Source organism: Ruminococcus sp. AF37-20 (assembly GCF_003460465.1).
In the GTDB taxonomy this organism is placed as follows: Bacteria; Bacillota; Clostridia; order Oscillospirales; family Ruminococcaceae; genus Hominimerdicola; species Hominimerdicola aceti.
The window spans coordinates 163,432-188,032 of sequence record NZ_QTVE01000004.1; the positions used below are offsets into that span (position 1 = coordinate 163,432).

At 42.8% G+C, this 24,601-nt stretch carries 21 protein-coding genes; 7 read left to right on the forward strand and 14 right to left on the reverse strand.

The window, feature by feature from the left end:
• The first annotated feature begins 1 nt into the window (after position 1).
• A complete protein-coding gene (locus DW015_RS04145; RefSeq protein ID WP_117904419.1) occupies positions 2–970 on the forward strand; it encodes a hypothetical protein in 969 nt (322 codons plus the stop codon).
• 112 nt (positions 971–1,082) lie between these two features.
• Here DW015_RS04145 and DW015_RS04150 read toward each other — a convergent pair whose 3' ends face one another.
• Positions 1,083–1,529, reverse strand: coding sequence for a putative ABC transporter permease (locus DW015_RS04150; protein WP_242988920.1), 447 nt, complete (start codon positions 1,527–1,529; stop codon positions 1,083–1,085).
• Positions 1,530–1,682: 153 nt separating this feature from the next.
• The gene (locus DW015_RS04155; protein WP_117904421.1) at positions 1,683–2,927 is read right to left on the reverse strand and encodes an adenosylhomocysteinase; all 1,245 of its coding nucleotides are present in this window, start codon (positions 2,925–2,927) and stop codon (positions 1,683–1,685) included.
• 435 nt (positions 2,928–3,362) lie between these two features.
• Here DW015_RS04155 and mgtE point away from each other — a divergent pair, with 435 nt between their 5' ends.
• On the forward strand, positions 3,363–4,730 hold the full coding sequence (mgtE, locus tag DW015_RS04160) for a magnesium transporter (protein WP_117904423.1): 1,368 nt from the start codon (positions 3,363–3,365) through the stop codon (positions 4,728–4,730).
• 104 nt (positions 4,731–4,834) lie between these two features.
• A complete protein-coding gene (locus DW015_RS04165; protein WP_022286769.1) occupies positions 4,835–6,214 on the forward strand; it encodes an NAD(P)/FAD-dependent oxidoreductase in 1,380 nt (459 codons plus the stop codon).
• A 57-nt stretch (positions 6,215–6,271) separates the two neighbouring features.
• On the opposite strand, the gene DW015_RS04170 is transcribed toward DW015_RS04165, so the two are convergent.
• From DW015_RS04170 to DW015_RS04195, 6 genes are all read right to left on the reverse strand, one after another.
• The gene (locus DW015_RS04170; RefSeq protein WP_117904425.1) at positions 6,272–6,883 is read right to left on the reverse strand and encodes a cytidylate kinase-like family protein; all 612 of its coding nucleotides are present in this window, start codon (positions 6,881–6,883) and stop codon (positions 6,272–6,274) included.
• A 12-nt stretch (positions 6,884–6,895) separates the two neighbouring features.
• Positions 6,896–7,606 carry an ABC transporter ATP-binding protein gene (locus tag DW015_RS04175; protein ID WP_022286767.1) on the reverse strand — a complete coding sequence of 237 codons (711 nt, stop codon included), beginning with the start codon at positions 7,604–7,606 and terminating at the stop codon, positions 6,896–6,898.
• A gap of 13 nt (positions 7,607–7,619) precedes the next feature.
• A complete protein-coding gene (locus DW015_RS04180) occupies positions 7,620–8,378 on the reverse strand; it encodes an ABC transporter ATP-binding protein (protein ID WP_117904427.1) in 759 nt (252 codons plus the stop codon).
• Position 8,379: 1 nt separating this feature from the next.
• Positions 8,380–9,399, reverse strand: a complete 1,020-nt coding sequence (locus tag DW015_RS04185) for a branched-chain amino acid ABC transporter permease (RefSeq protein WP_081856082.1) — start codon at positions 9,397–9,399, stop codon at positions 8,380–8,382.
• Between the two features lie 143 nt (positions 9,400–9,542).
• The gene (locus DW015_RS04190) at positions 9,543–10,424 is read right to left on the reverse strand and encodes a branched-chain amino acid ABC transporter permease (RefSeq protein ID WP_041337265.1); all 882 of its coding nucleotides are present in this window, start codon (positions 10,422–10,424) and stop codon (positions 9,543–9,545) included.
• A 219-nt stretch (positions 10,425–10,643) separates the two neighbouring features.
• A complete protein-coding gene (locus tag DW015_RS04195; protein WP_117904429.1) occupies positions 10,644–11,846 on the reverse strand; it encodes an ABC transporter substrate-binding protein in 1,203 nt (400 codons plus the stop codon).
• A gap of 314 nt (positions 11,847–12,160) precedes the next feature.
• On the opposite strand from DW015_RS04195, the gene DW015_RS04200 reads away from it, so the two are divergent.
• Genes DW015_RS04200 through DW015_RS04210 form a run of 3 tightly spaced genes read left to right on the forward strand, consistent with a single transcriptional unit; the run spans position 12,161 to position 13,246 of the window.
• On the forward strand, positions 12,161–12,403 hold the full coding sequence (locus DW015_RS04200; protein WP_117876544.1) for a spore coat associated protein CotJA: 243 nt from the start codon (positions 12,161–12,163) through the stop codon (positions 12,401–12,403).
• The gene (locus DW015_RS04205) at positions 12,387–12,650 is read left to right on the forward strand and encodes a spore coat protein CotJB (protein ID WP_041337262.1); all 264 of its coding nucleotides are present in this window, start codon (positions 12,387–12,389) and stop codon (positions 12,648–12,650) included. The genes DW015_RS04200 and DW015_RS04205 overlap by 17 nt, the downstream gene beginning before the upstream one ends.
• On the forward strand, positions 12,650–13,246 hold the full coding sequence (locus DW015_RS04210; protein WP_041337261.1) for a manganese catalase family protein: 597 nt from the start codon (positions 12,650–12,652) through the stop codon (positions 13,244–13,246). The genes DW015_RS04205 and DW015_RS04210 overlap by 1 nt, the downstream gene beginning before the upstream one ends.
• 46 nt (positions 13,247–13,292) lie before the next feature.
• On the opposite strand, the gene DW015_RS04215 is transcribed toward DW015_RS04210, so the two are convergent.
• Positions 13,293–13,970: a VTT domain-containing protein gene (locus DW015_RS04215; RefSeq protein WP_041337260.1), complete on the reverse strand. Its 678-nt coding sequence runs from the start codon at positions 13,968–13,970 to the stop codon at positions 13,293–13,295.
• A gap of 349 nt (positions 13,971–14,319) precedes the next feature.
• Between DW015_RS04215 and DW015_RS13355 the strand changes: the two genes are divergently transcribed.
• Positions 14,320–14,496 carry a hypothetical protein gene (locus tag DW015_RS13355; protein WP_181979829.1) on the forward strand — a complete coding sequence of 59 codons (177 nt, stop codon included), beginning with the start codon at positions 14,320–14,322 and terminating at the stop codon, positions 14,494–14,496.
• Between the two features lie 39 nt (positions 14,497–14,535).
• Here the strand turns inward: DW015_RS13355 and DW015_RS04220 are convergent, their stop codons facing one another.
• The 5 genes from DW015_RS04220 to DW015_RS04240 all read right to left on the reverse strand — a co-directional run bounded on the left by DW015_RS04220 (position 14,536) and on the right by DW015_RS04240 (position 24,561).
• The gene (locus DW015_RS04220; RefSeq protein WP_117904431.1) at positions 14,536–15,171 is read right to left on the reverse strand and encodes a sortase; all 636 of its coding nucleotides are present in this window, start codon (positions 15,169–15,171) and stop codon (positions 14,536–14,538) included.
• Between the two features lie 44 nt (positions 15,172–15,215).
• Entirely contained in the window at positions 15,216–16,196 is a 981-nt protein-coding gene (locus tag DW015_RS04225; RefSeq protein ID WP_181979830.1) for a Cna B-type domain-containing protein, read from the reverse strand.
• Positions 16,186–17,109, reverse strand: coding sequence for a class C sortase (locus DW015_RS04230; protein WP_046440730.1), 924 nt, complete (start codon positions 17,107–17,109; stop codon positions 16,186–16,188). Before DW015_RS04230 ends, DW015_RS04225 begins: the two co-directional genes overlap by 11 nt.
• 63 nt (positions 17,110–17,172) lie before the next feature.
• A complete protein-coding gene (locus DW015_RS04235; RefSeq protein ID WP_117904434.1) occupies positions 17,173–18,777 on the reverse strand; it encodes an isopeptide-forming domain-containing fimbrial protein in 1,605 nt (534 codons plus the stop codon).
• 24 nt (positions 18,778–18,801) lie between these two features.
• The gene (locus tag DW015_RS04240) at positions 18,802–24,561 is read right to left on the reverse strand and encodes a Cna B-type domain-containing protein (RefSeq protein WP_147338134.1); all 5,760 of its coding nucleotides are present in this window, start codon (positions 24,559–24,561) and stop codon (positions 18,802–18,804) included.
• Positions 24,562–24,601 lie beyond the last annotated feature (40 nt).

The window sequence follows — 24,601 nt, forward strand, 5'->3', positions numbered from 1 at the left end:
CATGAACAAAGATATTTTCTGCAAAGGATATACTTGGGGATTTTTCTCCAAAAGAGGTGATTTTCAGACGGAAGCGGCAGAAAAGTCAATGGAAAGGCTTGCTTCAAACGGCTTGAACTGGATATGTATCCCTGTAAACGCATTGCAGGAGAGCTTTGCAAGCACAAGAGTTTTCAGTGATTATGAGAGAACACAATCTGACGAGGACATTGCCTTCGCTATAAAAAAAGCAAAGTCACTGGGACTTAAAGTCTGCCTTAAGCCTATGGTGGATTGCCTTGACCATTCATGGCGTGCAAGGATAGACTTCCCGCCTGAGAACCCTGAATATTGGGACAAGTGGTTCAAGTCATACACAGCTTTCATGCTTCACTATGCAAAGCTTGCAGAAAAGCTCGGCTGTGAAATGCTCTGCACAGGCTGTGAAATGGCAGGAATGGACAAGCAGTCTGACAGATGCAGAAAGCTTATCGCACAGGTGAGAGAGGTCTACGGCGGTATCGTTATGCACAACATCAATCACGGTGACGAACAGCGTTTCGATTGGCTCAGCGACGTGGATATCATTGGCATCTCAGGCTACTACCCTGTTACAGACGGTGTGAACAGGGACAAGAAACATATGCTCAGTCGCTGGAATGAAGTTGTCGGCTCCCTTGAAAAGGCTCACAAGCATTTCAACAAGCCTATAATGTTCGCTGAAATAGGCGTGCGAAACGAGGAGGGCTGCACTCAGTACCCTTGGGATTTCCATGACAGGCTCGACAAGCCACTTGACGAGCAGGAGCAGGCAGATTTCTACGACACTGCAATGGAAGCAACTTGGGATCTGGATTGGTTCTGCGGCTATTTCTGGTGGGATTGGAAAGCTATCCTGCCGCCAATAGAGAAAGCCAAAGAAAACCGTGACTTCACAGTTTACGGCAAGCTTGGCGAAGAAGTGCTGAAAAAGTGGTACACAAAAGACTGATATGTACAAAAATACGGACTGTTTATCATTGGATAGACAGTCCGTTTATTTTTATATGCGTTCGCACGTTAATTATATTTTTTCATAATAAACAGTACAAATAATCGTACTTTTATCCAACAGCCGCAGGTATTTTTTCTTTTCCTCGTTTAACAATGACAGGGTATTCTTTGAAAATATGTCTGCGTATAAAATTATCCGCAAGCACACCAATATAGGATAACCCAAACCACAGAAAAGCAAAGGGCAGGCATATCTGTCCGTCAAAATTCAGCGGCACTTCCTCATAGCTCCATATGCCCATGCCGAGATAGCGGTTGAGATACTCCCCTGCAAGAAATTCTATGGCAGTGATAAATGCTGCCGACACTGCAAGCACAGACAGCAGGCTCACTCCTCGCCTGCGCTCGCCATTCATGATATGGATAACAAGCATTGAAGTTCCCCCAAGCACCCCCATTGTGATATGAGAATAACCCCTGTTAAGTATTTCCATGAAGCCGTAGCATATTGCGCCCACCGAAAAAAGCGTAAGTATCTTATACATCTTTGCCGCCACATTCTCACCGCCCTGTTTTTTTATCGCCCTAATATTAAAATGTACAGAAATCAGTGATTTAAAACCTTGAAGACAAAATAAATTTATGGCAATTTCAAGTTACAAAAAAACGGACAATCAAAGCTGTCCGTTTTATTGTACTAATATGATATTTTATACCTGCCAGCTGTTAAGATATTTCTCCTGCTCAGGTGTAAGCTTATCTATCTCAAGCTTCCAGAATTCAAGCTTTCTGTTTGCAACTTCCTTGTCTATCTCATCAGGAACATAAACTATCTTGTCTGTAAGCTTGTCTTTGTTTTTAACAAGATAAGCCGCAGAAAGGGCTTGGATAGCAAATGACATATCCATTATCTCGGCAGGGTGACCGTCGCCTGCGGCAAGGTTTACAAGTCTGCCCTCGCCGATAACATACAACCAATTACCGTTCGGAAGCTTATAACCGTCAATATTGTTTCTTGCAAGCTTGCTTTCAACAGACAGCTTTTTAAGTCCAGCCACGTCTACCTCGCAATCAAAGTGACCAGCATTACAAAGTATAGCACCATCTTTCATGTTCATGAAAGCTTTCTCAGTAATAACGTCCTTACAGCCTGTTACAGTAACAAAGAAGTCGCCCACCTTAGCGGCGTCAACCATTTTCATTACCTTGAAGCCGTCCATAACAGCTTCCATAGCCTTGATAGGATCGACTTCACAGACGATAACACTTGCGCCAAGACCCTTTGCTCTCATTGCAACACCCTTGCCGCACCAGCCGTAGCCTGCAACAACAACGTTTTTGCCTGCAACGATAAGGTTAGTTGTTCTGTTTATTCCGTCCCATACAGACTGACCTGTGCCGTATCTGTTATCGAAAAGATACTTGCACTTTGCATTGTTTACAAGCATCATAGGGAATTTGAGCTGACCGTCCTTGTTCATTGCAATAAGACGGATAATACCCGTAGTAGTTTCCTCGCAACCGCCGATAACGTTCGGTATCAGCTCAGGGTATTCATTGTGGATAAGGTTTACAAGGTCACCGCCGTCGTCGATAATGATGTTTGGACCTACCTTGACTACCTCGGATATATGTCTGTGATACTCCTCGTCAGTTGCACCGTGCCATGCAAAAACGTTCAAACCGTCATGCACAAGACCTGCCGCAACATCGTCCTGAGTAGACAGCGGATTGCTTCCTGTGATGTACATTTCAGCACCGCCTGCTGCAAGGACTTTGCAAAGATAAGCGGTCTTAGCTTCAAGGTGGATAGAAAGTGCAACTTTCAGACCCTTAAAAGGCTGATCTCTCTTGAAATCTTCCTCAACGCTTCTGAGCAATGACATATTCTGTCTTACCCATTCTATCTTTCTTTTACCGCTTTCCCACAAGCTTTCATCTCTTATTTCGCTCATTTTATCAATTCCTTTCGGTTTATTATTCGATCAATATTATAATTATACCCTATTTCTCCCCGTTTGGCAAGAGGTCAAAAGCAATTCATTATACTTCGCAAATTTACAGCACGTTCATAAAATTAAATTAAACAATTTCTTGACAAAAAAACAAGGTAAGCGTATAATAATATTATGTGTGCGAATAGTAAAAACGTGCATAAATCATGATTTTTAAGGAGTGTGTACAAATGGACGACGCCAGTCAGAATACGATCGCCCCTCGATTGCAGAGCGGCTCGCCCGTTTGTGGCAGCCTTTTTGTGATCTAAATATCAATTTTAATTGAATAGGACGATCTGTGTTTTGGTAGATCCTTATATTTGTACAGAGTTGGTATAAGTACGATTATTTGTACTGTTGTGCTTATTACCGCTGCTGTTAGGGGGAAACATTATGTTTAACACAGTATTGGAGCTGTTAAAGAAAAGAAACTACAAGGCTATCCGTGAAATATTTATGGATATGAACGAAGCCGACGTGGCTGCTCTTTTGCAGCAGTTTTATGACGATCACGAGGTCGAGAAATACGAGCTTCCGCTGCTGTTCCGTCTTTTGAACAAGGACGTTGCGGCTGACGTTTTCGCTTACATGGACAGCGATACACAAATGATGCTTATCAATGCCTTTACGGATAAGGAGCTTCAGGAGATCGTTGACGACCTTTATCTTGATGATACGGTAGATATTATCGAGGAAATGCCTGCAAATGTTGTTGCAAGGATAATCAAGTCTGCTGACGCAGAAACGAGAAAGCAGATAAATCAGATACTCAAATATCCTAAAGACAGTGCAGGCTCTATTATGACCACCGAGTACGTTTATCTTCACAGAAGCTACACCGCCAAGGAAGCACTGGATTGGATAAGACACGTTGGTATGGTCAAGGAAACTGTAAATACACTTTATGTCACTGAGAGCAGAAAGCTCGTGGGCGTGCTTTCACTGCTTGATATCGTAACTGCTGATGATAACGATAAAATAGAGGACATAATGGAGGACAACGTTATTTCCGTTGATACTCTTGAGGATAAAGAGTATGTTGCTTCCATGTTCTCAAAATATGACTTCATTTCCCTGCCTGTTGTTGACAGAGAAAACCGCATGGTCGGTATCGTTACATTCGACGACGCTATGGACGTTATTGAAGAGGAGACCACTGAGGACTTCTCGAAAATGGCTGCCGTTGCGCCAAGTGACGATTCATATTTCAAGACCTCTGTTTTCACTCATGCGAAAAACAGAATAGCATGGCTTTTGATACTTATGCTGTCGGCTACCCTTACGGGTGCTATCGTAAACAAATATCAGTCTGCTTTTGCGGCTGTCCCTGTTTTGGTATCGTTCCTGTCAATGCTTAGCGGCACAGGCGGAAACTGCGGCTCTCAGACCTCGACCCTTGTTATAAGAGGCATGGCGCTTGGTGAGATAAGAATGAAAGACTTTTTCAAGGTCATGTGGAAAGAGTTCAGAGTCGCGCTTCTTTGCAGCATTATCCTCGCTATAGTCAATGCTATAAGAATAATTCTGGTGTATCACAGTGACACATCTGTGGATTGCTACAAGCTTGCGTTCACGGTAAGTATGGCTATCATGGCAACTGTTGTGCTTTCAAAGCTCATCGCCTGTATGCTCCCGATGGCTGCCAAGAAACTTCATCTTGACCCTGCTATCATGGCTGCCCCGCTTATCACCACTATCGTTGACACTTGCTCAACACTGATATTCTTCACATTGGCTACTATCGTATTTGATATAAAATAGAAAAAATATGGCGGTTATCTCCTTTCAGGCTATCTTCTGCAAAGGTGCGGCCGCCCGTTTTATGGATAAAAACAAATTGGATTTTGATTTGAAAGGAAATAGTTATGGCTCAGAATTATGACGTAGTTGTTGTCGGTGCAGGTGCAGCCGGCGTATTCATGGCATACGAATTTGTCAAGCTTGACAAAAACATAAAAGTTTGCATTATTGATCAGGGCGGACCTGTCAGCAAGCGTAAGTGTCCTATAGATGGTAAAAAAGTTAAGTCCTGCATTCACTGCAAGGTATGCTCCATTATGCACGGCTTCGGCGGTGCAGGCGGAATGTCGGACGGCAAATATAACATCACAAACAATTTCGGCGGTGACCTTTACACATTTACTGGCAAGGAAAAGGCTATCGAGCTTATGCAGTATGTTGACAAGATAAACCTTGAAATGGGCGGTCAGGACGCTAAGCTTTACTCCACAACTTCTTCTGACATCAAGGCAATGGCTCTGAAATATGACCTCCACCTCCTTGACGCTCAGGTAAGGCACCTTGGCACTGACAGAAATATGCAGATACTCCAGAACATCTATGACTTTGTCAAGGACAAGATAGACATAAAATTTTATGAAAGTGTTCAGGGTATAACAGGCAAGGAGAACGACTTCACTGTTATCACAGACAAGGACGAGTATCACTGCTCAAACGCTGTTGTTGCGGCAGGCAGAAGCGGTTCAAAATGGATATCTGAGATATGCGACAACTTTGGTATCAAAAGACGTTCAAACAGAGTTGATATCGGCGTTCGTGTTGAGATACCTGCGGCTGTTTTTGAGCATATCACAAGCAAGGTATACGAAAGCAAGATAGTTTACCGCACAAAGAAATACGGCGACCTTGTAAGAACATTCTGCATGAACCCATACGGTGAGGTAGTTACCGAGAATACAAACGGCATCATCACAGTAAACGGACACAGCTATGCTGACCCTGCGCTGAGAACTGAGAACACAAACTTCGCTCTGCTGGTATCCAACACATTCTCTGAGCCTTTCAAGGACTCAAACGCATACGGTGAGTCTATCGCAAGGCTGTCTAATATGCTTGGCGGTGGAGTGCTTGTTCAGCGTTTTGGTGATCTTGTTGCAGGCAGACGTACAAATGAACACCGCTTTGGTCAGACGTTCCTTAACCCTACTCTCAAAGCTACTCCGGGCGACCTGAGCCTTGTTATCCCAAAGCGACAGCTTGACGATATTATCGAAATGATATACGCACTTGACAAGATAGCTCCGGGTATGGCGAATATAGATACCCTGCTCTATGGTGTTGAGGTCAAGTTCTACAATTCAAGAGTTGACGTTGACGAGAACCTTGAAACTGCTGTCAAAGGTCTTTACGTCCTTGGCGACGGCTCAGGCGTTACGCACTCTCTGTCGCAGGCTTCTGCATCAGGAGTATTTGCCGCAAGGACTATTTCAGAAAAATTCAACTGATTTCATATATCACAAAAGCCGCACTGCCAAAAAGCAATGCGGCTTTATTTTTATGCCTTACTCTTCAAGAAGCTTTATATATCCCTCAATGATATCAACGCACTTGTCATAGCTCATGTCGCTGGTATCAAGACACAGATTGTAGTTTTTCGCATTTGTCCAATCCCTGCCTGTGTAGTGACGATAATAATCGCTTCTCTCCTTGTCTGTCTTTTCGATTATCTTGACAGCCTCTTTTTCAGAAACACCATACAGATCGACGATATTCTTGACCGCAGTTTCCATATCAGAATATATGAAAACCTTAAGTACGTCTTTTCTGTCACGGAGGATATAGTCAGCACATCTGCCAACTATTACCGCAGGCTCTCTGTCTGCAAGCTGCTTTATTATCTTCGCCTGATAATTGAAAAGATTTCTGTCAGAAGTAAAGTCGTGGTCATCAGGGTCAAGAAGCTCACCCTTGTAAACTCCGCCCTTTCTAAGAAAAGAACCTTTCAGTTTTTCATCAACAAGCCCGAAAAAGCGTTCATTTATGCCGCTTTCGTCGCTTGCAAGCTTTATAAGCTCCTTATCATAATATTTTATACCCATATCCTCTGACAGCATTTTTCCTACAGTTCTTCCGCCACTGCCGATGCCTCTTGCAATGGTTATGATCCTTGCCATAAAGCTCAACTCCTATTCACCTAAATATGCTTTCTTGACCGACTCATCATTGATAAGATCAGACGCCTTGCCTGACAGAACTATCTTGCCAGTTTCAAGAACATAAGCTCTGTCTGAAATTGCAAGGGCTTTCTTTGCGTTCTGCTCAACAAGCAATACAGTTGTGCCACTCTTTCTTATGTCCTCGATTATCTTAAATATGGTTGACACAAGGATCGGTGACAGACCCATTGACGGCTCGTCCATTACAACTATCTTAGGTCTTGACATAAGCGCCCTGCCCATTGCCAGCATCTGCTGCTCACCGCCTGAAAGAGTACCTGCTATCTGATTTTTTCTTTCTGCAAGTCTAGGGAAACGCTCGTATATATCCTGAATATCCTTCGGTATATTCTCCTTGTCTTTTCTTGTAAATGCTCCAAGCTTAAGGTTATCAAGCACTGTGAGGTTTTGGAATATTCTTCTTCCCTCAGGAACGTGTGCTATGCCCATCTCCACGATCTTGTGTGCAGGAGTTTTTGTAAGCTCCACGCCGTTGAATTTGATAGAACCCGATTTTGCAGAGATAAGACCTGTAAGGGTGTGCAGAGTGGTGGTCTTTCCTGCTCCGTTTGCGCCGATAAGGGAAATGACCTCGCCCTCGTTTACCTCAAAGGAGATACCTTTCAAAGCGGCTATCATGCCGTAATTGACGTGCAGATCATTGATTTCCAACATTGCCATTTTACTTACCCCCTTATTCGCCCAAATATGCGGTGATAACTTCAGGATTTTTAAGTACTTCCGCTGTCTTGCCCTCGCAGAGGAGCTGACCGAAGTTCAGCACTGACAGCTTTTCGCAGATTCCTGAAACAAGGCTCATATCATGCTCGATAAGCAGCACCGTCATATCAAAATTATCTCTTACAAAGCGGATAGTATCCATAAGCTCCGCTGTTTCGTTTGGATTCATGCCCGCAGCAGGCTCGTCAAGAAGCAGCAGCTTCGGCTGTGTTGCAAGGGCTCTTGCAATCTCAAGCTTTCTCTGATCGCCATACGGAAGTCCGGAAGCAAGCAGACTCGCCTTATCGTCAAGCTCGAAAACCTTCAGAAGCTCCAGCGCCTTTGCGTCCATTGCCTTTTCAATCTTGAAATATCTTGGAAGTCTGAAAACGCCTGTAAAGGTGCTGTATTTATAATGATTGTGAAGTGCGACCTTGACGTTGTCAAGCACCGTCATATCCTTAAAAAGTCTGATGTTCTGGAATGTACGGGCAATGCCTGCACGGTTTATTTCGATAGTGTTTTTGCCGGTGATGTTCTTTCCGTCAAGAACGATTGTGCCGTCTGTTGGCTTATAAACGCCTGTGAGCATATTGAAGATAGTGGTCTTTCCTGCTCCGTTCGGCCCAATAAGACCATAGAGCTGACCTTTTTCTATTGTTATGCTGAACTCGTCAACTGCACGGAGTCCGCCGAATGAGATGCCGAGATTTTTTACTTCAAGAAGTGCCATATCACTCAGCCTCCTTTACTTTTTCACGCTTGAACAAAGCCTTGAACTTAGCAGTATTTGCACTGATAAAGGTCTTTGTTTTTTCATTTGAAGTTATTATCATCATTACGATAAGGACGATAGAATAGATAAGCATTCTGTAGCTGTTTATGCTTCTTAGCATTTCTGGAAGCAGAACAAGCACGATAGCTGCGATAACACTTCCTCTGATACTGCCTATGCCACCCAGAACAACGAATACCAAGATAAGGATAGACAGGTTATAGTCGAACTTAGAAGCCTGAAGCGTATAGAAGTTATGAGAATAAAGCGCACCTGCACAGCCTGCAAGGAATGCAGTCAATGCAAAAGTAACAAGCTTATACTTTGTGATGTTAAGACCTACAGACTCGGCTGCGATAACATTATCTCTGATAGCCATTACTGCTCTTCCCGTTCTTGAATATACAAAGTTATAGGCAATGATAAGAGTGATAAGCAACATAACAGCGCCGATAATGAATGTAGAATCGTTAGGTGTGCCACTGATACCCTGAGGGCCGTTCAGGATAAGCTTTCCGTCAGGCTCAAGGTTAAGGTTTGACAGACTTTTGAGAGAAACGTGAACACCCTTAGAATCATAACCAAGGTAAAGTGCTGCGAAAACGTTCTTTATGATCTCACCGAACGCAAGTGTAACGATAGCGAGATAGTCACCTTTAAGTCTGAGAACAGGTATTCCTATAAGTATGCCGAACACAGCGGCAATTATTCCGCCTATAAGGATAGCCAAAGGAAATCTGATCCACACATTTTCAATAGTTTCAGAAGTAACGATAGAGAATATCGCACTTGTATATGCGCCAACGCACATAAAGCCTGCCTGACCCAAGCTAAGCTCGCCAAGTATACCAACTGTCAGGTTAAGGGATACTGCAAGTATAGAGTATACACACAGAGGAACAAGAAGTCCCGTGAGCATACTTGAGATATATCCGCCGCTGCTGAGTATCTGCATTACCACAAAGGCAACTATTACCATTGCATATGTGATAAAGCTTTTTCTGGTCTGCGGCTTAAAAAACTTTGTTTTTGCGCTAGCCCCTTCTTTTTTCACAAAAAACCAATCCTTTCAGATAAAACAGAACTGCAAAGCAAGTCTGCTCGAAAATTTTAAGTTGACTTTTATACCTTTTCGCTGATCTTCTTGCCGAGGATACCTGTAGGCTTGATGATAAGCACAAGTATAAGAACAGCAAAAACGATAGCGTCGGCAAGCTGCGGTGAGATATAGGCACGTCCAAGTATCTCGATAACACCGATAAGGATACCGCCGATCATAGCGCCCGGTATTGAGCCGATACCGCCAAATACCGCCGCAACGAACGCTTTGATACCAGGCATTGCGCCTGTGGTGTTCTGAAGCGTAGGATAAGCTGAGCAAAGCAGTGCGCCTGCAATTGCGGCAAGACCTGAGCCGATAGCGAATGTAAGAGAGATAGTGCGGTTGATGTTTACGCCCATGAGCTGAGCTGCACCTCTGTCCTCAGATACTGCAAGCATTGCACGTCCGCTCTTGGTTTTGTTGATGAACAATGAAAGACCAACTACAATGAGTATAGATACGATTATTGCAACTGATGTTTCTCCGGAAATAACTATCTGTCCGTCAAAAAGCTTGATGCTCGGCACGTTTACAACTGATGTAAAGTTTACAGGCTTTTCACCGAATATAAGCAGTGCGATGTTCTGCAAAAAGTAGCTGACGCCTATGGCAGTGATAAGCACCGCAAGCGAAGTAGCTTGTCTGAGCGGCTTATACGCCACCTTTTCGATGACTATGCCGAGAAGTGTGCAGGCAATAACTGCAAGAACTATAGATAGCCAAGAGTTCAGTCCCCATGTGGTCATGCAGGTGAATATAACATATCCGCCCACCATAATAACATCGCCGTGTGCGAAGTTAAGCATTTTGGCAATACCGTATACAAGCGTATAGCCCAAAGCTATAACTGCGTATATACTGCCGAGGCTTATTCCGTTGATGAGGTTATTAAGAAAACCCATATACAAACATTCCTTCCTTTTGGAATAGACAAAACACAAGATGTAATCACATATATTACATCTGTCCTTGTCATAAACACAATATACAATAAATTATAACATAACCCCGTAGTTTTTGCAACACATTTTAATGAAATAAATCAAAAAAACCGACAATTTTTCGCAATTGCCGGTTTTTTCATATTAAGCGTACTTTTTGTACGCACTTCATTTCAGCTATTACTGAGCAGTAGAAGCGGCAATGTCATCAGCTGTCAGTGCTGAATAAGCACCATTCTTGATGATAACAGCCTTAGGGTCCTTAGATACGGCACCGTCTTCGCCCCACTTCATGCCTGTACCTGTAAGTCCGTCATATGAGAAGTCCTTATCAGAGATAGCCTTTTTGAGCTTATCGCAGATATCAGAAGCAGACATATCGGCTGTAATGCCTTCCTTCTTCATGAGTTCTGCAAGTACCATTACGCCGTCATAAGCGTCTGCAGCGAACTGGTTAGGTGTTTCGCCCTTGTAAGCGTCCTTATACTTCTTAACGAAATCCTGAGTAGCCTGATCCTGAGCGTCGGCAGCAAATGGTGTAAGGAGCATTACGCCCTCGCAAAGTGAAGTATCAAAGTTCTTGATAGAAAGAAGTCCGTCAAGACCGTCGCAACCGAAGAATGTTGGGTTGTAGTTAGCTGACTTGCACTGTGTAAGGATAAGTGAAGCCTGCTGATAGTAGATAGGCAGGAACACGAGGTCTGCGCCTGCGTTCTTAGCTGCACTGATCTGAGCTGAGAAGTCAGTCTTGCTGTCCTTTGTGAATGACTGCTCTGTAACGATATCAAGACCCTTAGCCTCAGCCTCGGATTTGAATGTGTTGAAGATACCTGATGAATAAGCGTCAGAGCTGTCATAAATTACAGCTATCTTTGTAGCAAGCTTATTTTCTGCGATATAGTCGGCAGAACCTTTACCCTGGTTAGGGTCAGTAAAGCAAACCTGGAAACAGTTATCGTTCTTGATAACGTCCTGAGCAGATGCAGAAGGTGTAAGCTGGAAGATGTTATCCTGCTTTGTCTTTTCAATAACTGCGAGGCAAGAACCTGTTGTTACTGTTCCGACCATTACCTGCATACCATTGTCTTTCAGTGCGTTATAAGCATTTACAGCCTTATCGCCTGAGTCAGCCTCATCGTCCTCGAAAACGTATGAGAGCTTTGTTCCGTTTATTCCGCCTGCGTCATTTACGTCCTTGACAGCAAGCTCGATAGCATTCTTAACAGCAACGCCGTACTGTGCAGCGTCACCTGTGAGCGGACCGCTGCAGCCGATAACGATAGTATCGCTGTTCTTCTTTGCACCGTTTCCGCAACCTGCAAAGCAAGAAACTGCAAGGGCAGCCGAAACTGTTAATGCAAGAATTCTCTTGACATTTTTCATAATAATCTCTCCTCTGATCACATATGTCACTGCATATGCTTTTTTTTAATAGTATTAATATAACACGCAGAAGCCCGATTTGTCAATATTAAATCTTACAAATTTAGCGTTATTTACAGTATGTTTATTGTTACAAAAAATATTAGCGTTCACAGAAAATTAATTTTGTGTATTTTCAATGAACGATTTGCAAGTTTTTTGATAATATCCTGCATACATACACCACTGACTTATAAGCTGCATATGATAAAACAGCCACACGAAACCTGTGGTATATGAGATTCAGACAACATAAGGAGTGAACTTATTTGGATATGTTTGACAATCTGTCGTTAGGCAGGATACTTGCTGACGACACAGAGGATAACACACCTGCCTGCCCTTTTCCGAAAGGAAGATTTCCTGAGGACACGCCGCTGGCAATGGCATATGTGCCTTTTCAGATGTGGGAGAAGCCTTATGAGGCAGATGTAGGACTTTCAAGAGGAACTATCTTCCCGTCCATAGACAAACCTTTTATAGGAGAGGAGGCTGTAAAGAATGCCCATACTAAGTGAAAAGGAGAGGCTTCTTAGAAAGATACAGGCGTGCAGCTTTGCTCTTGTAGAGGCTAATCTTTACCTCGACAGCCACCCTACCTGCAGAGATGGTCTGGCATATTTTGCTCGCCACAAGGCAGAAAAAGAGAAGCTTATTGCTCAATACAATGAGAAATACGGACCATTGACGATCACGCAGAACAATTCGTCCAAGAAATGGGAATGGGTAACATCACCTTTTCCGTGGGAAAGGAGTGTTGACTAATGTGGCAATATGAAAAAAAGCTGCAATACCCCGTTAAGATCGCTAACCCTAATCCTGCTTTGGCTAAGGTCATTATCTCGCAGCTTGGTGGCCCTGACGGGGAACTTGGTGCAGCGCTTCGCTACCTCAATCAGCGTTACTCAGCCCCTTGTCGTGAGGTGCAGGCAATACTCAACGATATCGGCACAGAAGAACTTGCCCACATCGAAATGATCGGCACTATTATCTATCAGCTGACCCGTGACCTCTCACTCAAGGAAATAAAAGACAGTGGTTTTGACACCTATTTTGTTGACCACACTACAGGCGTTTACCCTATAGCCGCCTCTGGTGTACCATTTTCTGCGGAAATCTTCCAAAGTACCGGTGACGCTATTGCTGATATACACGAAGACCTTGCTGCTGAGCAAAAAGCCCGCCTGACCTACGACAACATTCTCAGGCTTGCTGACGATCCCGATGTCCGTGACCCTATCAAGTTTCTTCGTGAACGTGAGATAGTCCACTATCAGCGCTTCGGCGAAGGACTAAGACTTATTCAGGATATGCTTGACAGCAAAAATTTCTACGCTTTCAATCCAAGCTTTGACAAATAATAAAAAAAGCGGGCTGTTGTTATCAGTCCGCTTTTTTGTACATATATCAAAAATCTTCCTTGTCCATCTGCTTGCCGCTCCTGCTGACCTTTTTATTAAGTATCAGCGAAAAAGCCAGCGTTGCAGCTATGAGTGCTATCATCACAAGCACTGATTTTATTGTCAAATGCTTCAACTGTGCTCCAATATATGTCTGCACAAGCATTTCAGGCATCACTCCCATTATCGAGCCAAGAAGATATGGTCTGTAAGGCATTCGCAGTGCGCCGTGTATCATTGAAACAAGGTCGCCCGGCACAACTACCACTGCCCTTGAAATGTAGGAGGCGAACAGATTATTGTCATGTCCATAATTTACAAGCTTCCGTGCCTTAGGATATTTCATCTCAATAACACGCATGATATCGCCACCCGATATCCTTCCCACAAGATAAGGAACAGTAAAGCAAACCGATAGTCCTATTACGTTCAACAAAATGCCCACCCAAAACGGATATATTGCACCCACGCACACAAAAATAGCCGCAAGCGGGAATACCACCGACAAAGACTTCAATCCATAAAATCCTAGAATAACAAATGCGGCAAGCCACAAATTGTCCGGGCAATAACTGAGTATCTCAGAAAACTCATGGTCTTTCAGAAAAAGAGCACAGCAAATTATTATGATAATAGTTAAAGCAAAGGGTACATATCTTCCATATTTTCGCACAAAGCTATCCATAACTCCTCGCTCCTCTCCGATTCTTTAGGGTATTATACCATATTTGAATGTTCAATTAATTATCAATCAATGAAAACTGTGTTACAACTTTCGCTGTCAAAACAAATTTATACTTTATCGTTCGTCAAATTGACCAACCATTCTCATTTTTGCACAATATCCCACTATCACTATAATTTTTATAAGTAGAATTATGTCGTCTTATGTCGTGAAGTGTTCTTAAACAAGTCGATTTCTGTTTTAATTTATGTATATCTGATTAATAGGTTAAATTTGTACAATATTGCTATTGACCAACGTACCAATTAATGTTATAATTAATTATAAGAATTATTTGGGAGGTATTTTTATGAGATACACAGTATACAACAAAGCAATGAAACGTCCAGTTTTTCAAACAAATGACCTTGTAGAAGCCATTGACTATACACGCCGCCACCCAAGAAAGTCAAGACGACACTGCATATACGATGACAAACTAAAAACTTTTGATATAAAAAAAATAAGACTAGCCGCAGGAATATAAAACGCACAGGGTGTAGAACTCTGTGCGTTTTTGATGTATTTATGAATAAACAAGTCTTACAGTCACTCTGCTGTAACCGCTCCATGTGCAGGTGAACAGGGTCAGATCCCAGTCGCTGCCGCCACCTTTTATGAGCGATGGCGAATCCCAGCCGCTCAGCAGTTCGCTGTTTGTGACAGTATAGTTAAATTCTCTGCCGTAAACATCGGTGAAAATGACCTCATCACCTGAGCTGAGCTTATCCAGCTTATCAAAAAAGCCTGTGTAATTATGAGCGCAGATTATAAGATCATTGTCTACACGTCTGCCGCTGTACTGACAAGCTGCAGTATTCATGGCAGCATAGCTCCAGCCACGGGTCACAGGGAACTCCTGCCCCAGTGTCGGGAATGAAATCAAGCCTATATATGAGTTGCCGTCAAGCACGATATCCTTATCCGGGTCATCTATCTCGCTGTCCGTGGATCGACTATCGTCAAAAATGTCAAAGGGTGAACTGCTGTCGCTATCCTCTGAACTGTCTGAGATCTGCGTTTTCAGGTCACTCAGCACAGCCTCCATCCTTTTATTACTTTGCTTTTCATGAAAATAGTTGTAATAATTAAGGGATAATGCCGCCGCTATCAGCATTATCCCCAATATTATCAACAAAAGTCCTAGTTTTTTTTTAGTCACTATTTTTTCTCCTGTTGTAAAGGCGAGCCTATGTCGTTTCGCCTTTATTTCTCTTTTCTGCTTACTCTCCAGCCTGCCACGATAAGGATAACTCCACCGCCTATAAGTACAGGCACCGGCCAGTTGAGCGAACCAGTCTGTGGTATATTGTCAGGCGTTGAGCTTGATGAATCAGAGCCTGACGAGCTGCTGTCAGGTGTGCTTGAACTACTATCTGTATTACTCGAACTGTCTGACTTATATGTGTTCTCTATAAGAAACAGCTTGTCATTGTTTTTGGTAACAACTGTGTAGTTGGCAGGAATATCTATCTCCTTAACTGTCCACTCAGCCGCAGTATCGTCTTTCCAGAAATACTCCCAATTGTTGTCAGCACTAAGAGTAACAGTATCAAAAAGTTTGCCATCACGATAGATCTCCACCTTGATATTATCAGGTATGAGCTTTTCCTGACCATCAGGAACTATCCATGACTTTCTTACACCATAATCACTGTCCCCTGCTGGGATCTCTTCATATGTGAACTTGGTGTAAACTGTTAACTGACCCTCAGCCACGATATCCTTATCTATCTCGATAAGTGACGGAGAAGGTGTAAACTTAGCTGTTGTGTTTTCAAAACTCTTGCCTGAAACAAGATACAGACCCACAGAATCAGCAGAAAGCTTTACTTCACCGTTTGCGTCCGTCTTGCCTGTTGAAACCGGTGTTATGCCATCGGTTTTTGCGTAGTTGTCGAGCGTATCAGCGACAGCCTGCATTTTTGAAGCGTCAGTAAAATCAGACATATCTATAGGATAATCGCTGAACTCACCGGTAAGGACAAAATCAGCTTCTTTACGCTCACCGACCTTATATATGCTCCACTCGGCATTACTAACAGTCGTTGTATCATTTTTGCACACTATATCCACATTGATATTATCCGCTGCAGAAGCTGAGATCGTCATGCTTCCCAAGGCTGAAACAGCCATTGCCGCCGTACACAAAACAGCCTTTGCAAGCTGAGAAAATTTAAGTTTCATCTTTGCTACTCTCCTTATCAGGTAGATTTTCAACATTATCGTCACTCTCTGGCTTATCTAGCATTGCCACAAGCTCATCATGAGAGATTTTTTTGCGTTTTGAATCCACAAACCACCACACAAGCAGTACCACAAACAATGGTATTGCTACAAAAGGCACGACCACAAGAGAATCGAGCTGAACAGCGTCTGCCGTTATTTTTGAAACACTCTTTGTATCGTCTGCAGTTTCAACTCTCTTTGCACGAACAAGAAGCCTATGAGAATTGACTCCGTATGGTGTACAGGTAGTCAACGTAACATGATCCTCACCCGGAATAATGTTCAGCTTATCCATTTCATTAGGCAGAACTATATAAACAGCCTCGACCTCATATGTATAGACCTCTTTCAACACTGTTATAGTGAACTCATCGCCCTCCGCAAGCTTATCAAGGTCGCTGAAAAGCTTTGCCGACGGCAGACCTCTATGTGCTGAAATGACCGAATGAGTGTCCGCTCCGCCAACAGGCAGGCTCGAACCTTGCAGATGTCCCACAGCGACATTTAACACGCCGTCACTTGTGCCATGATAAATAGGCAGCTCCACCCTTATAGTCGGAATGGAAATATAGCCCATAACACCCGTCCCCGTGATATCCAGAATATCCTCATAGCCCTTGACCTGATCATAATCCACAAAAGGTCGGGCAAGTTTTGCTATCTCTTCATTATATTTTCTGGCACGGCTGAGTATCTCTTCATTCTCCTTGTCAGAAAGGTCATTTGCCGCTTTCTGATAAGTCGCCACCGCACGGCTTTGCGTTTTTGAATTCCACCAATCGCTTATTGTTGGATATAACATCACGGAGAGCCCCACAAGCAACAACAAGACCAATAAAATTGTAGTTGATTTACCGCTTTTCTTCCTCATGGAGTCCTCCCTGATGCCTGCCGACCAAGATCGGCAGGACAAAGGTAAAAATAAATTCAAAAATTAGTCGTTCTTAGCTCTCTTCTTAGCAATGAGAAGCACACCTGCGCCCAGTACGATAGCTCCGCCTACACCGTAGAAGATCTGAGTACCGATACCACCAGTTGTTGGAAGTGAGCCGCCCTTCTGGTTTATGATCTTAACTGTTGAACCGCTTGTGCCTGAATCAGTGCCGTCGAGCATACGAATGGACTGAAGCGTATCAGCAGGATAATATGTTGTGTCAAACTTGAACTCATATGGATCAGCTCTGTTATACTGAGCAGGAGCTTCTGTCTCAACAAGCTTGTAAGTTGTCATATCATCAATTCCCTTGATAGTGAACTCACCTGTTGCGTCTGTTATGATAGTGTCGATAGCACCTGCCTCGTTACCAATAGCAAGTCTGTAAACATTCTTGTTTTCCCCGTCACTTATATCAACAAGCTTAAGAACTGCACCATTCTTATCCTGAAGCTGGAACTTAGCACCTGCAAGAGGCGCGCCCTTTTCGTCTACCTTGTTACCAACAAGTGAGAATGTCCAGTCATAAACTGTAACCTTAGGTGTTTCACCTTTCTCCTTACCTGTTGTGTCCTGAGGATTGTTTGAATATGTCAGGTAAGCTGTGTTAGTGTTGTTGTCTTTTGAATTAGGAAGTGTACCTGTTACAACGTTAGCGTTCTCGTTGAGTTTAGCAGAATAGAGAGTTTCAATCTTATCAACATTTGGATATTTTTTCAGAAGCTCCTTGATATCGAAGGTAACATAGAATGTCTCTTTGAAATCAGCAGTGCTTGGATCGTCAACACCTACAGTTGTGTTAGGACCTACTGTAACAGGAGTGATCTCATTGCCGTCAGCGTCATAATACTTGTATGTAAGATTATCATTGAACGTAAAGCCCTCGCTGAGCTGGTCACGAACTGTATATGTATACTTGTCATAAGCTGATACGTCGCTTGGTATAGTTGTTGTGATCTTGAACTCTACATCGTCACCGATTGCATTGTCGCCAACATCGCCCCATGAGTTATTCTCATTATGCTTGATCTGCTTTGTAAGTGTTGGCTTTGTCTTCTTTGGAGTAACGTTTGTTGTACCTGAAACGTTAAGGATAAGAGCTGAGTTAGCCTTATCAACACCATTATTTTCTGTTGCATCAACAACGAGATAATAGCCAGCATTTGGAAGCGGAATAGTGTACTCACCGTTTTCTTCATAGGCGGTTACAGACTTATTGTCGATGATGCAGCTAGAAGCAGCTTTTGCAAACTTGGCAGTATCTTCCTTTGTCCAATGATCTGCGTCTGAGATTATCTTTGCAACGTCTGCTGCGCTCTCGGCACTGTCGAACTGTGACATATAAGTGCTAAGACCAGAAGTTTTCAGGCTGGTAAGCAGAGCATCGCCATCAATGCCTTTGCCCCACTTGATAGTATTTGTTGCAGATGCCTGGTCAAAGATCTGATAAGCCTTATATACTCTGTTTGTATCAGAATCCTTGATAACAATGTTATTAACGCCAGCATCAGTAGTAGCAAATACTCCGAATGCTGATGTTGCAGCAATAGCTGAAACTGACATAACGGTTGCAGCAGCAAGAGCTGCGAATTTCTTCATCTTCATAATTAATTATCCTTTCATATTTGTTTATTTACAGCGTTTTTTGCGACGCTTTGTAACTAAAAGTATTGTTGCAGCAACAGTGACTGTTCCGCCTGCCGCCACGAATGGGATAACACCCATGCCGCCTGTTTCAGGCAGCTCTCCCAAGGTTTCCTCAGAGTTGTTATAGATCTGAACATACTGATCACCGTTCTTTGTCATATCAATGCAGTTCTCATTTTCTGAGCCATTGTATCTGTAGTAAGCCTTATATGACGACGTGCTTACCGGCTGACCGTTCACGTCTATCTCCTCAAACCAATAGTAATACTTGTTTCCTTTGATATTATTTTCTTCAAGAGAAACGGCAGTTGACCAGTTGTTATCTGCCGTGAGCGTTATCTGCTTCCACAAGAATACTTCACCGCTAGGTATCGCATCTTTATCAGGAACAGGTGTAACGTTCGTCTTCTCAGGTGTGCCAAGATCATTAGCTGTCACCTCATAAGAGCAACTGCTATCATCATTGACCTTTGCTGTAAGCTCAACTGTAACATCGGAAGTAATACCGCTGAGGTCAACTGTGAACTTGCTGGAATTATAAAGATCAGCAACAGACACACTTATATACTTACTTGAAGCGCTCCATGACGCAACACTCTGATTTTTGTCACCGTCCCAAACATCCTGATCTCTGTAGAACTCAGCAAGAACATCGCCAGACGAATTGATAAGCCTTACTCCGGAATATTTCATATCGCCCTTTTCGAGCCATGCGTTATTAAGGGTGAAGCTGAACTTAGCCGAGCCATACATGGTATACTCAGAGGCAAAGCTTCCGTTCTGAGCCATTTCTGCACCATTGCTTGTAAGGATCTTGAATTTTACATTCTGTCCCTTATCCATTATGCCTGTAAACTTGTTATATTTTTCAGGCACGTCAGCCTTATTTGTTGACCTATAGATATTGAACGTTACCTTATCATTGGTATGGGTATTGCTATCGCCGTCAGACCATGCCTTTTGCAGGCGAACGTCCATATTTTCAACTTTCTGCGGGGTCTTGGTATTGACGATCGTATCAAAGCCCGTGGCACTGCCGTTATTTGAATAAGTATATGTAACGCCAAAGCCGTCAGGTATATTCTTTTCAAGAACATAGTAATACTTGTCCTTGTCAAGACCGTCAAGAGTTACCGTCCAATTCTTAGACTTTTCCAGAGAAACAGTTTTTATAAGTTTGCAATCTGTTGGTATTCCGTTATCTCCATTCACTCTTGAAGTTGAATTTGGTGCAACAGAGGACTCATAAACATCTGCCTCGATCTTGTCGATACCGGCAGGAAGCTCACTGTCAGCAAGCTTGTTTCCAAGCTCATCACGCCATTCCTTCGTAATGTTAAGTCCCTTGACGTTCGTAACTGTAACATCAGTGTTTTTGCTCATTGCCGTTGCACTGTATACAGCCTCATATCCTGTTGCAAGATCGATCTCTTTGATATAGTAGTAAAGCTGCTTGTAATCATTGCCGACCTTCGTATATCCAGGAAGCTTTGACCACTCATGTTTCCAATTATTAGCTTCGTTAAGAGTTACCTCATCACTGCCCCACTGAATATCATCTGGAACACCGCTTAAAACCTTAGTTGTAGACGAGCCAAGAAGGAACTTTACGCTCTCTGCCGAGTGATTGCCATTTCCATCGCTCCAAACCTTGCTTGCAGTTATCTTAAACTCTTTCAGCAGATTTGTTACTCTGAACATATCTCCGTTCTTCACGAACTGATATCCGTCCTCACCAACTTCACTTGGAACTACAGCCGGACGCACTTTAAAAGCAAAATAAATAGGAGTTTCGTCAAGAAGATAACCCTCCGGACTTTGCTTTTCTATAAGCTTATAAAGATGCCCCTCAGTATCTCCTGTACCTGCGGCAGGTTCAAGATCAAGGTTGTATGACCCGTCAGCATTTACATTGAATGTCTGCGCCTTATCTTGTGCCGAATTTCCCCATATAACTGATCTTCTGTCCTTCGCAGCATTTTCTTTGAAATCTACTGCCGGGAGCCAATCGTATGTGCCATTTTCCAGCTTAGTATATCTGTAGATCTCAAAAGAAGCCTTAAGCATAATACTATAGTCTCCGCTGTCTACCTTCATAAGCTTAAATGGCTCAACAGTTGTTGATGACGCCTTTGACTGATTTATCAACTCAAACTCGGAATCATTATCTTCACTGTCATTTACAGCTGAACCGTTTGTGTCAAATGAGATATTATTGAACACATGAACTTTATAGCCATCGTTCTCAGCGTCCTCATCATTTGCAGGACTTCCTGTATAAACGTATACTATTTTCAGGTGACGCTGATCCGGAACGTTTATTTCAAGTTTCTTTACAAAATCTCGTGTCTTCGCTGTCAGTGCAGAACACTTTACAGCCGAAAGCATTTTTTCATTGCTTACCACAGTGCTTGAACTGCCGTTGCTATCCCTGTATTCATATTCAACTCTGAAAACACCGCCCGCCTTCTCAGAAGAAACCTCTTCCACAGGAACGGATATGCTTGAGCCATAATCTGACCACTCGCCGCTCTTATTGGCAAAAGCCTTTACTTCCTTGAAACTGTTGCCGTCCATATAGCCATAAGCCACATAGTATCTCTTTATATTTCCGTTTTCGTAGCCCTCAGGCAAAGTCAGATCAATAGTACCCTTAGCGCCAACAATACTTTCACTTGGAATAAAGTTAGCGATAAACTTGGCCTTTTCGTTGGTAATAACATCTGCACTGCAGGAAACTGTGCTGTCAACTGCCTCCGGATCTGATATCACATAACTGTAATCACTCACAGCAAGCTCTGCACCCGTATCTGCGTCAAATACCTTGATAGACTTCAGATCCATATCAACAGCGGAATTGCCATTTATGCTTACCGTTTTTGTCTGAATGTTACCCTGAGCGTCCTTTGTCTTAACTACAGCCGTGCCTCCGCACTTGATAACATCGTTGAGAGTTATCATTCCGTTTGTTGAGCATTTGAGCTTTTTAGGGTTAACATCAATGGTATAAGTTATCTCACAGCCGGTGGACTTCGGAGAAGAAGTTTTCTTCAAGTTCTTTTCCTTAACTGTCTGCGTCTGGCTTCTCTCCGGATATTTTCCAGCTTTATCCTGAACTGTGTTTTTGAACGCTGCAGTACCATTCTTGTAAACGCCGTTCTTAACATCATCGACCTTTACAAGTGTGCTGTAGTAAGCTGTCCAAGCGTCCTGCTGATTCCATGCAGTCTTGAAAGTTACCGTATTGGCTGTCTTATCATAGAAATATTTAAACTGATTTGTTTGTGCAAAATCATACTTATCAGAACTATTTCCAGATGAATATTTCAGATAATCATTATTCTCATATAAGATCATGCCAGATGGCAAAGTATCCACGATCTCGACATTATCGCCATACTTATAAGTGCCGTCCTTATTGATATCAAGCCGCCAATCAAACCTGTAATACTCAACGCCATTTACAGTAACAACAGGCAGGCTGCTAAGATCATGTACTGTGTCACCTGCTACACTGCTTGCAGCGTCATACTTTTCATAAGGTGCTTTGGAGCTGTCGCCTATAGTAAACTTAGTCTTATCTGCACTAGGCTCGAATGTTTCACCTTTATAAGTAGCCTTGTTATTTACATTTATAATAGTACCTGCATCAAGACCTGTTACATCTACGGTACTGCTATACTGTATCTGCACAAGGTTTATATTGTCAAATTCTTCACTATCATTGAACTTTATCTCAAACGAAGTGTTGTCGGCATTAGGTACTACAGTGTAATTTGAACTGTTAAGAGTTTCATAGCTTCCTGTTCCATTTCTCTGAACATACATAATAATGGAATCAGTGTCAAGAACGCTCTTTATTGACTTGCCGTCATTTGACGCAGCGTTCATTACATCGCTTATAGTCTTTCCCCTAAAGGAACCGTTTGTCTGCTTGACCTCCACCTGCCACTTATATGTAACCTTGCTCCCGTTCTGAGAAATGTCAAGAACTTTTTTTGACTTTTCATTTACAGGCTTATAATAGACCGTCTTGTCAGAATGGAAGCCGTCAATACCTGCAGTATTTTTCACTGAATAATATCCTCTGCTGTCAGGGTCGCCAAGATCATAGTCAGCAACCTTTGTTTCATAGGAAATAACTACCTCGTTATTGTCGCCTATGCTGTCAGGCAAAACAAGCTCACCGTCACTTGCAACCGTTGCATCAATAGTATCGTTTCCTATTTTAATGCTGACCTTCTGTCCTGCTTTAAGCATATTGTCAGTTATTGTCTTACCTTTAAGGGTGGAGTTTTTATCATTACATTTAACAGTTACTTCCCATTTGATTATACCTAATGTGTTATTATCTATCCAGCCACTTTTTGATATCTGATACTTATTATAAACAGTTTCACTTGAAGTGATATCAGACCATGGGTTTTTATCAGGTCTTTGCATTTTAACTGTATTTGTAATTTCCGCCTTGTCAGGATCGATAGCAGTCACATACTCAATGGTGATTTGGGACGCTGTTATTTTATCGTCAAACGTAAGCGTGTTTCCGTCAAGTGTGTACTTTACATCTGAGCCATCGTCAGCTTTAAGTGCAAAGCTTCCTTGCTTTGCATCAGGGAATGCTTCATCATAAAGATGATAACCCTTTAGGTCTGCACCGCTAGGGTTGCTTACAACAATTTCCCATGTGACTTCATTATTGTCGTAGTCAACATTCTTGCCTGTTTTTGAGATCTTATCCTTCTTTGACTCAGAATAAATAGTTTTATCTGCTTTTACTCCATTTCCGTCCTTATCATATGTAGTGGATTTGTTTTCCACCTTACCTGACATAACGAAATTCGGGTCGCTTGTAGGATATGGGGTCGTGTAGCTTATGGTAACATTTTCTTCGCTAAATCCATCGCTGAAAACAAACTTTCCGCTTGCAGCGTCATAGCTTCCTGCACCCTCAGGTGAAACAGTGAAGCTTCCGTCAACAGCATCCTTAAAAAGCTCGTCCTCGATCCTGTCAAGAGGCTTCTTTGCAGGATTGTCCACTGTGATAGTCCACTTAACTCCGTCTGCAGTTTCGCTTGCGTCCTTTACGGCAGACATAGTGAGCGGAGTAAAACCGCCTATTTCAACCGTCTGACCGCCTATCTCAACAGTGGTCTTATCGCCTGTATCTGTATCCTTACGCTTTACATTACCCTCAAAGCTCGCCTTACCGCTTATAGCGTCCTTCTCGTTTTTCTGTTGATATCGCTCGTCAAACTCAATGAAAAGATATTTCTTTCCGTCTATCTCGTCGACTCTGTACTTACCTGAAATTCCTCCGCCATCAGTAAAAAGAGTATCCTCAACATCGCCCCAGGATCCGTCTGACGGTATACCGCCCTCGGGCAGGCTAACATTATCGTCGATAGGGAAATAAATATACCTATTGGTCATTTCGCCCTTATCAAAATCAAATTCCACATTGAATTCGATCTTTTTAGATTGGTCTTTTCCTGAACCGACCGCATCATAGGCTTTTATCGTGACGCTATTCGCATCCTTATAAGAATAGCTTCCGCCGTTATAAGAAACATTTCCCCCTGCCACAGAAGTACCCTCAGTGGCACTTATTGCAGGCATAACAAGACTTGCCAGCACTGACACTGTCATAACAACAGACAGCACCACACCGAACAAGCGGCTGCGTTTTTTCCTTTCATTTTCTTTTAGATATTGCCGAACTTTACCGTTAAAATTCTGCAAAACGGATCACTCCCTCCGAAATTATACACTATTTATAATA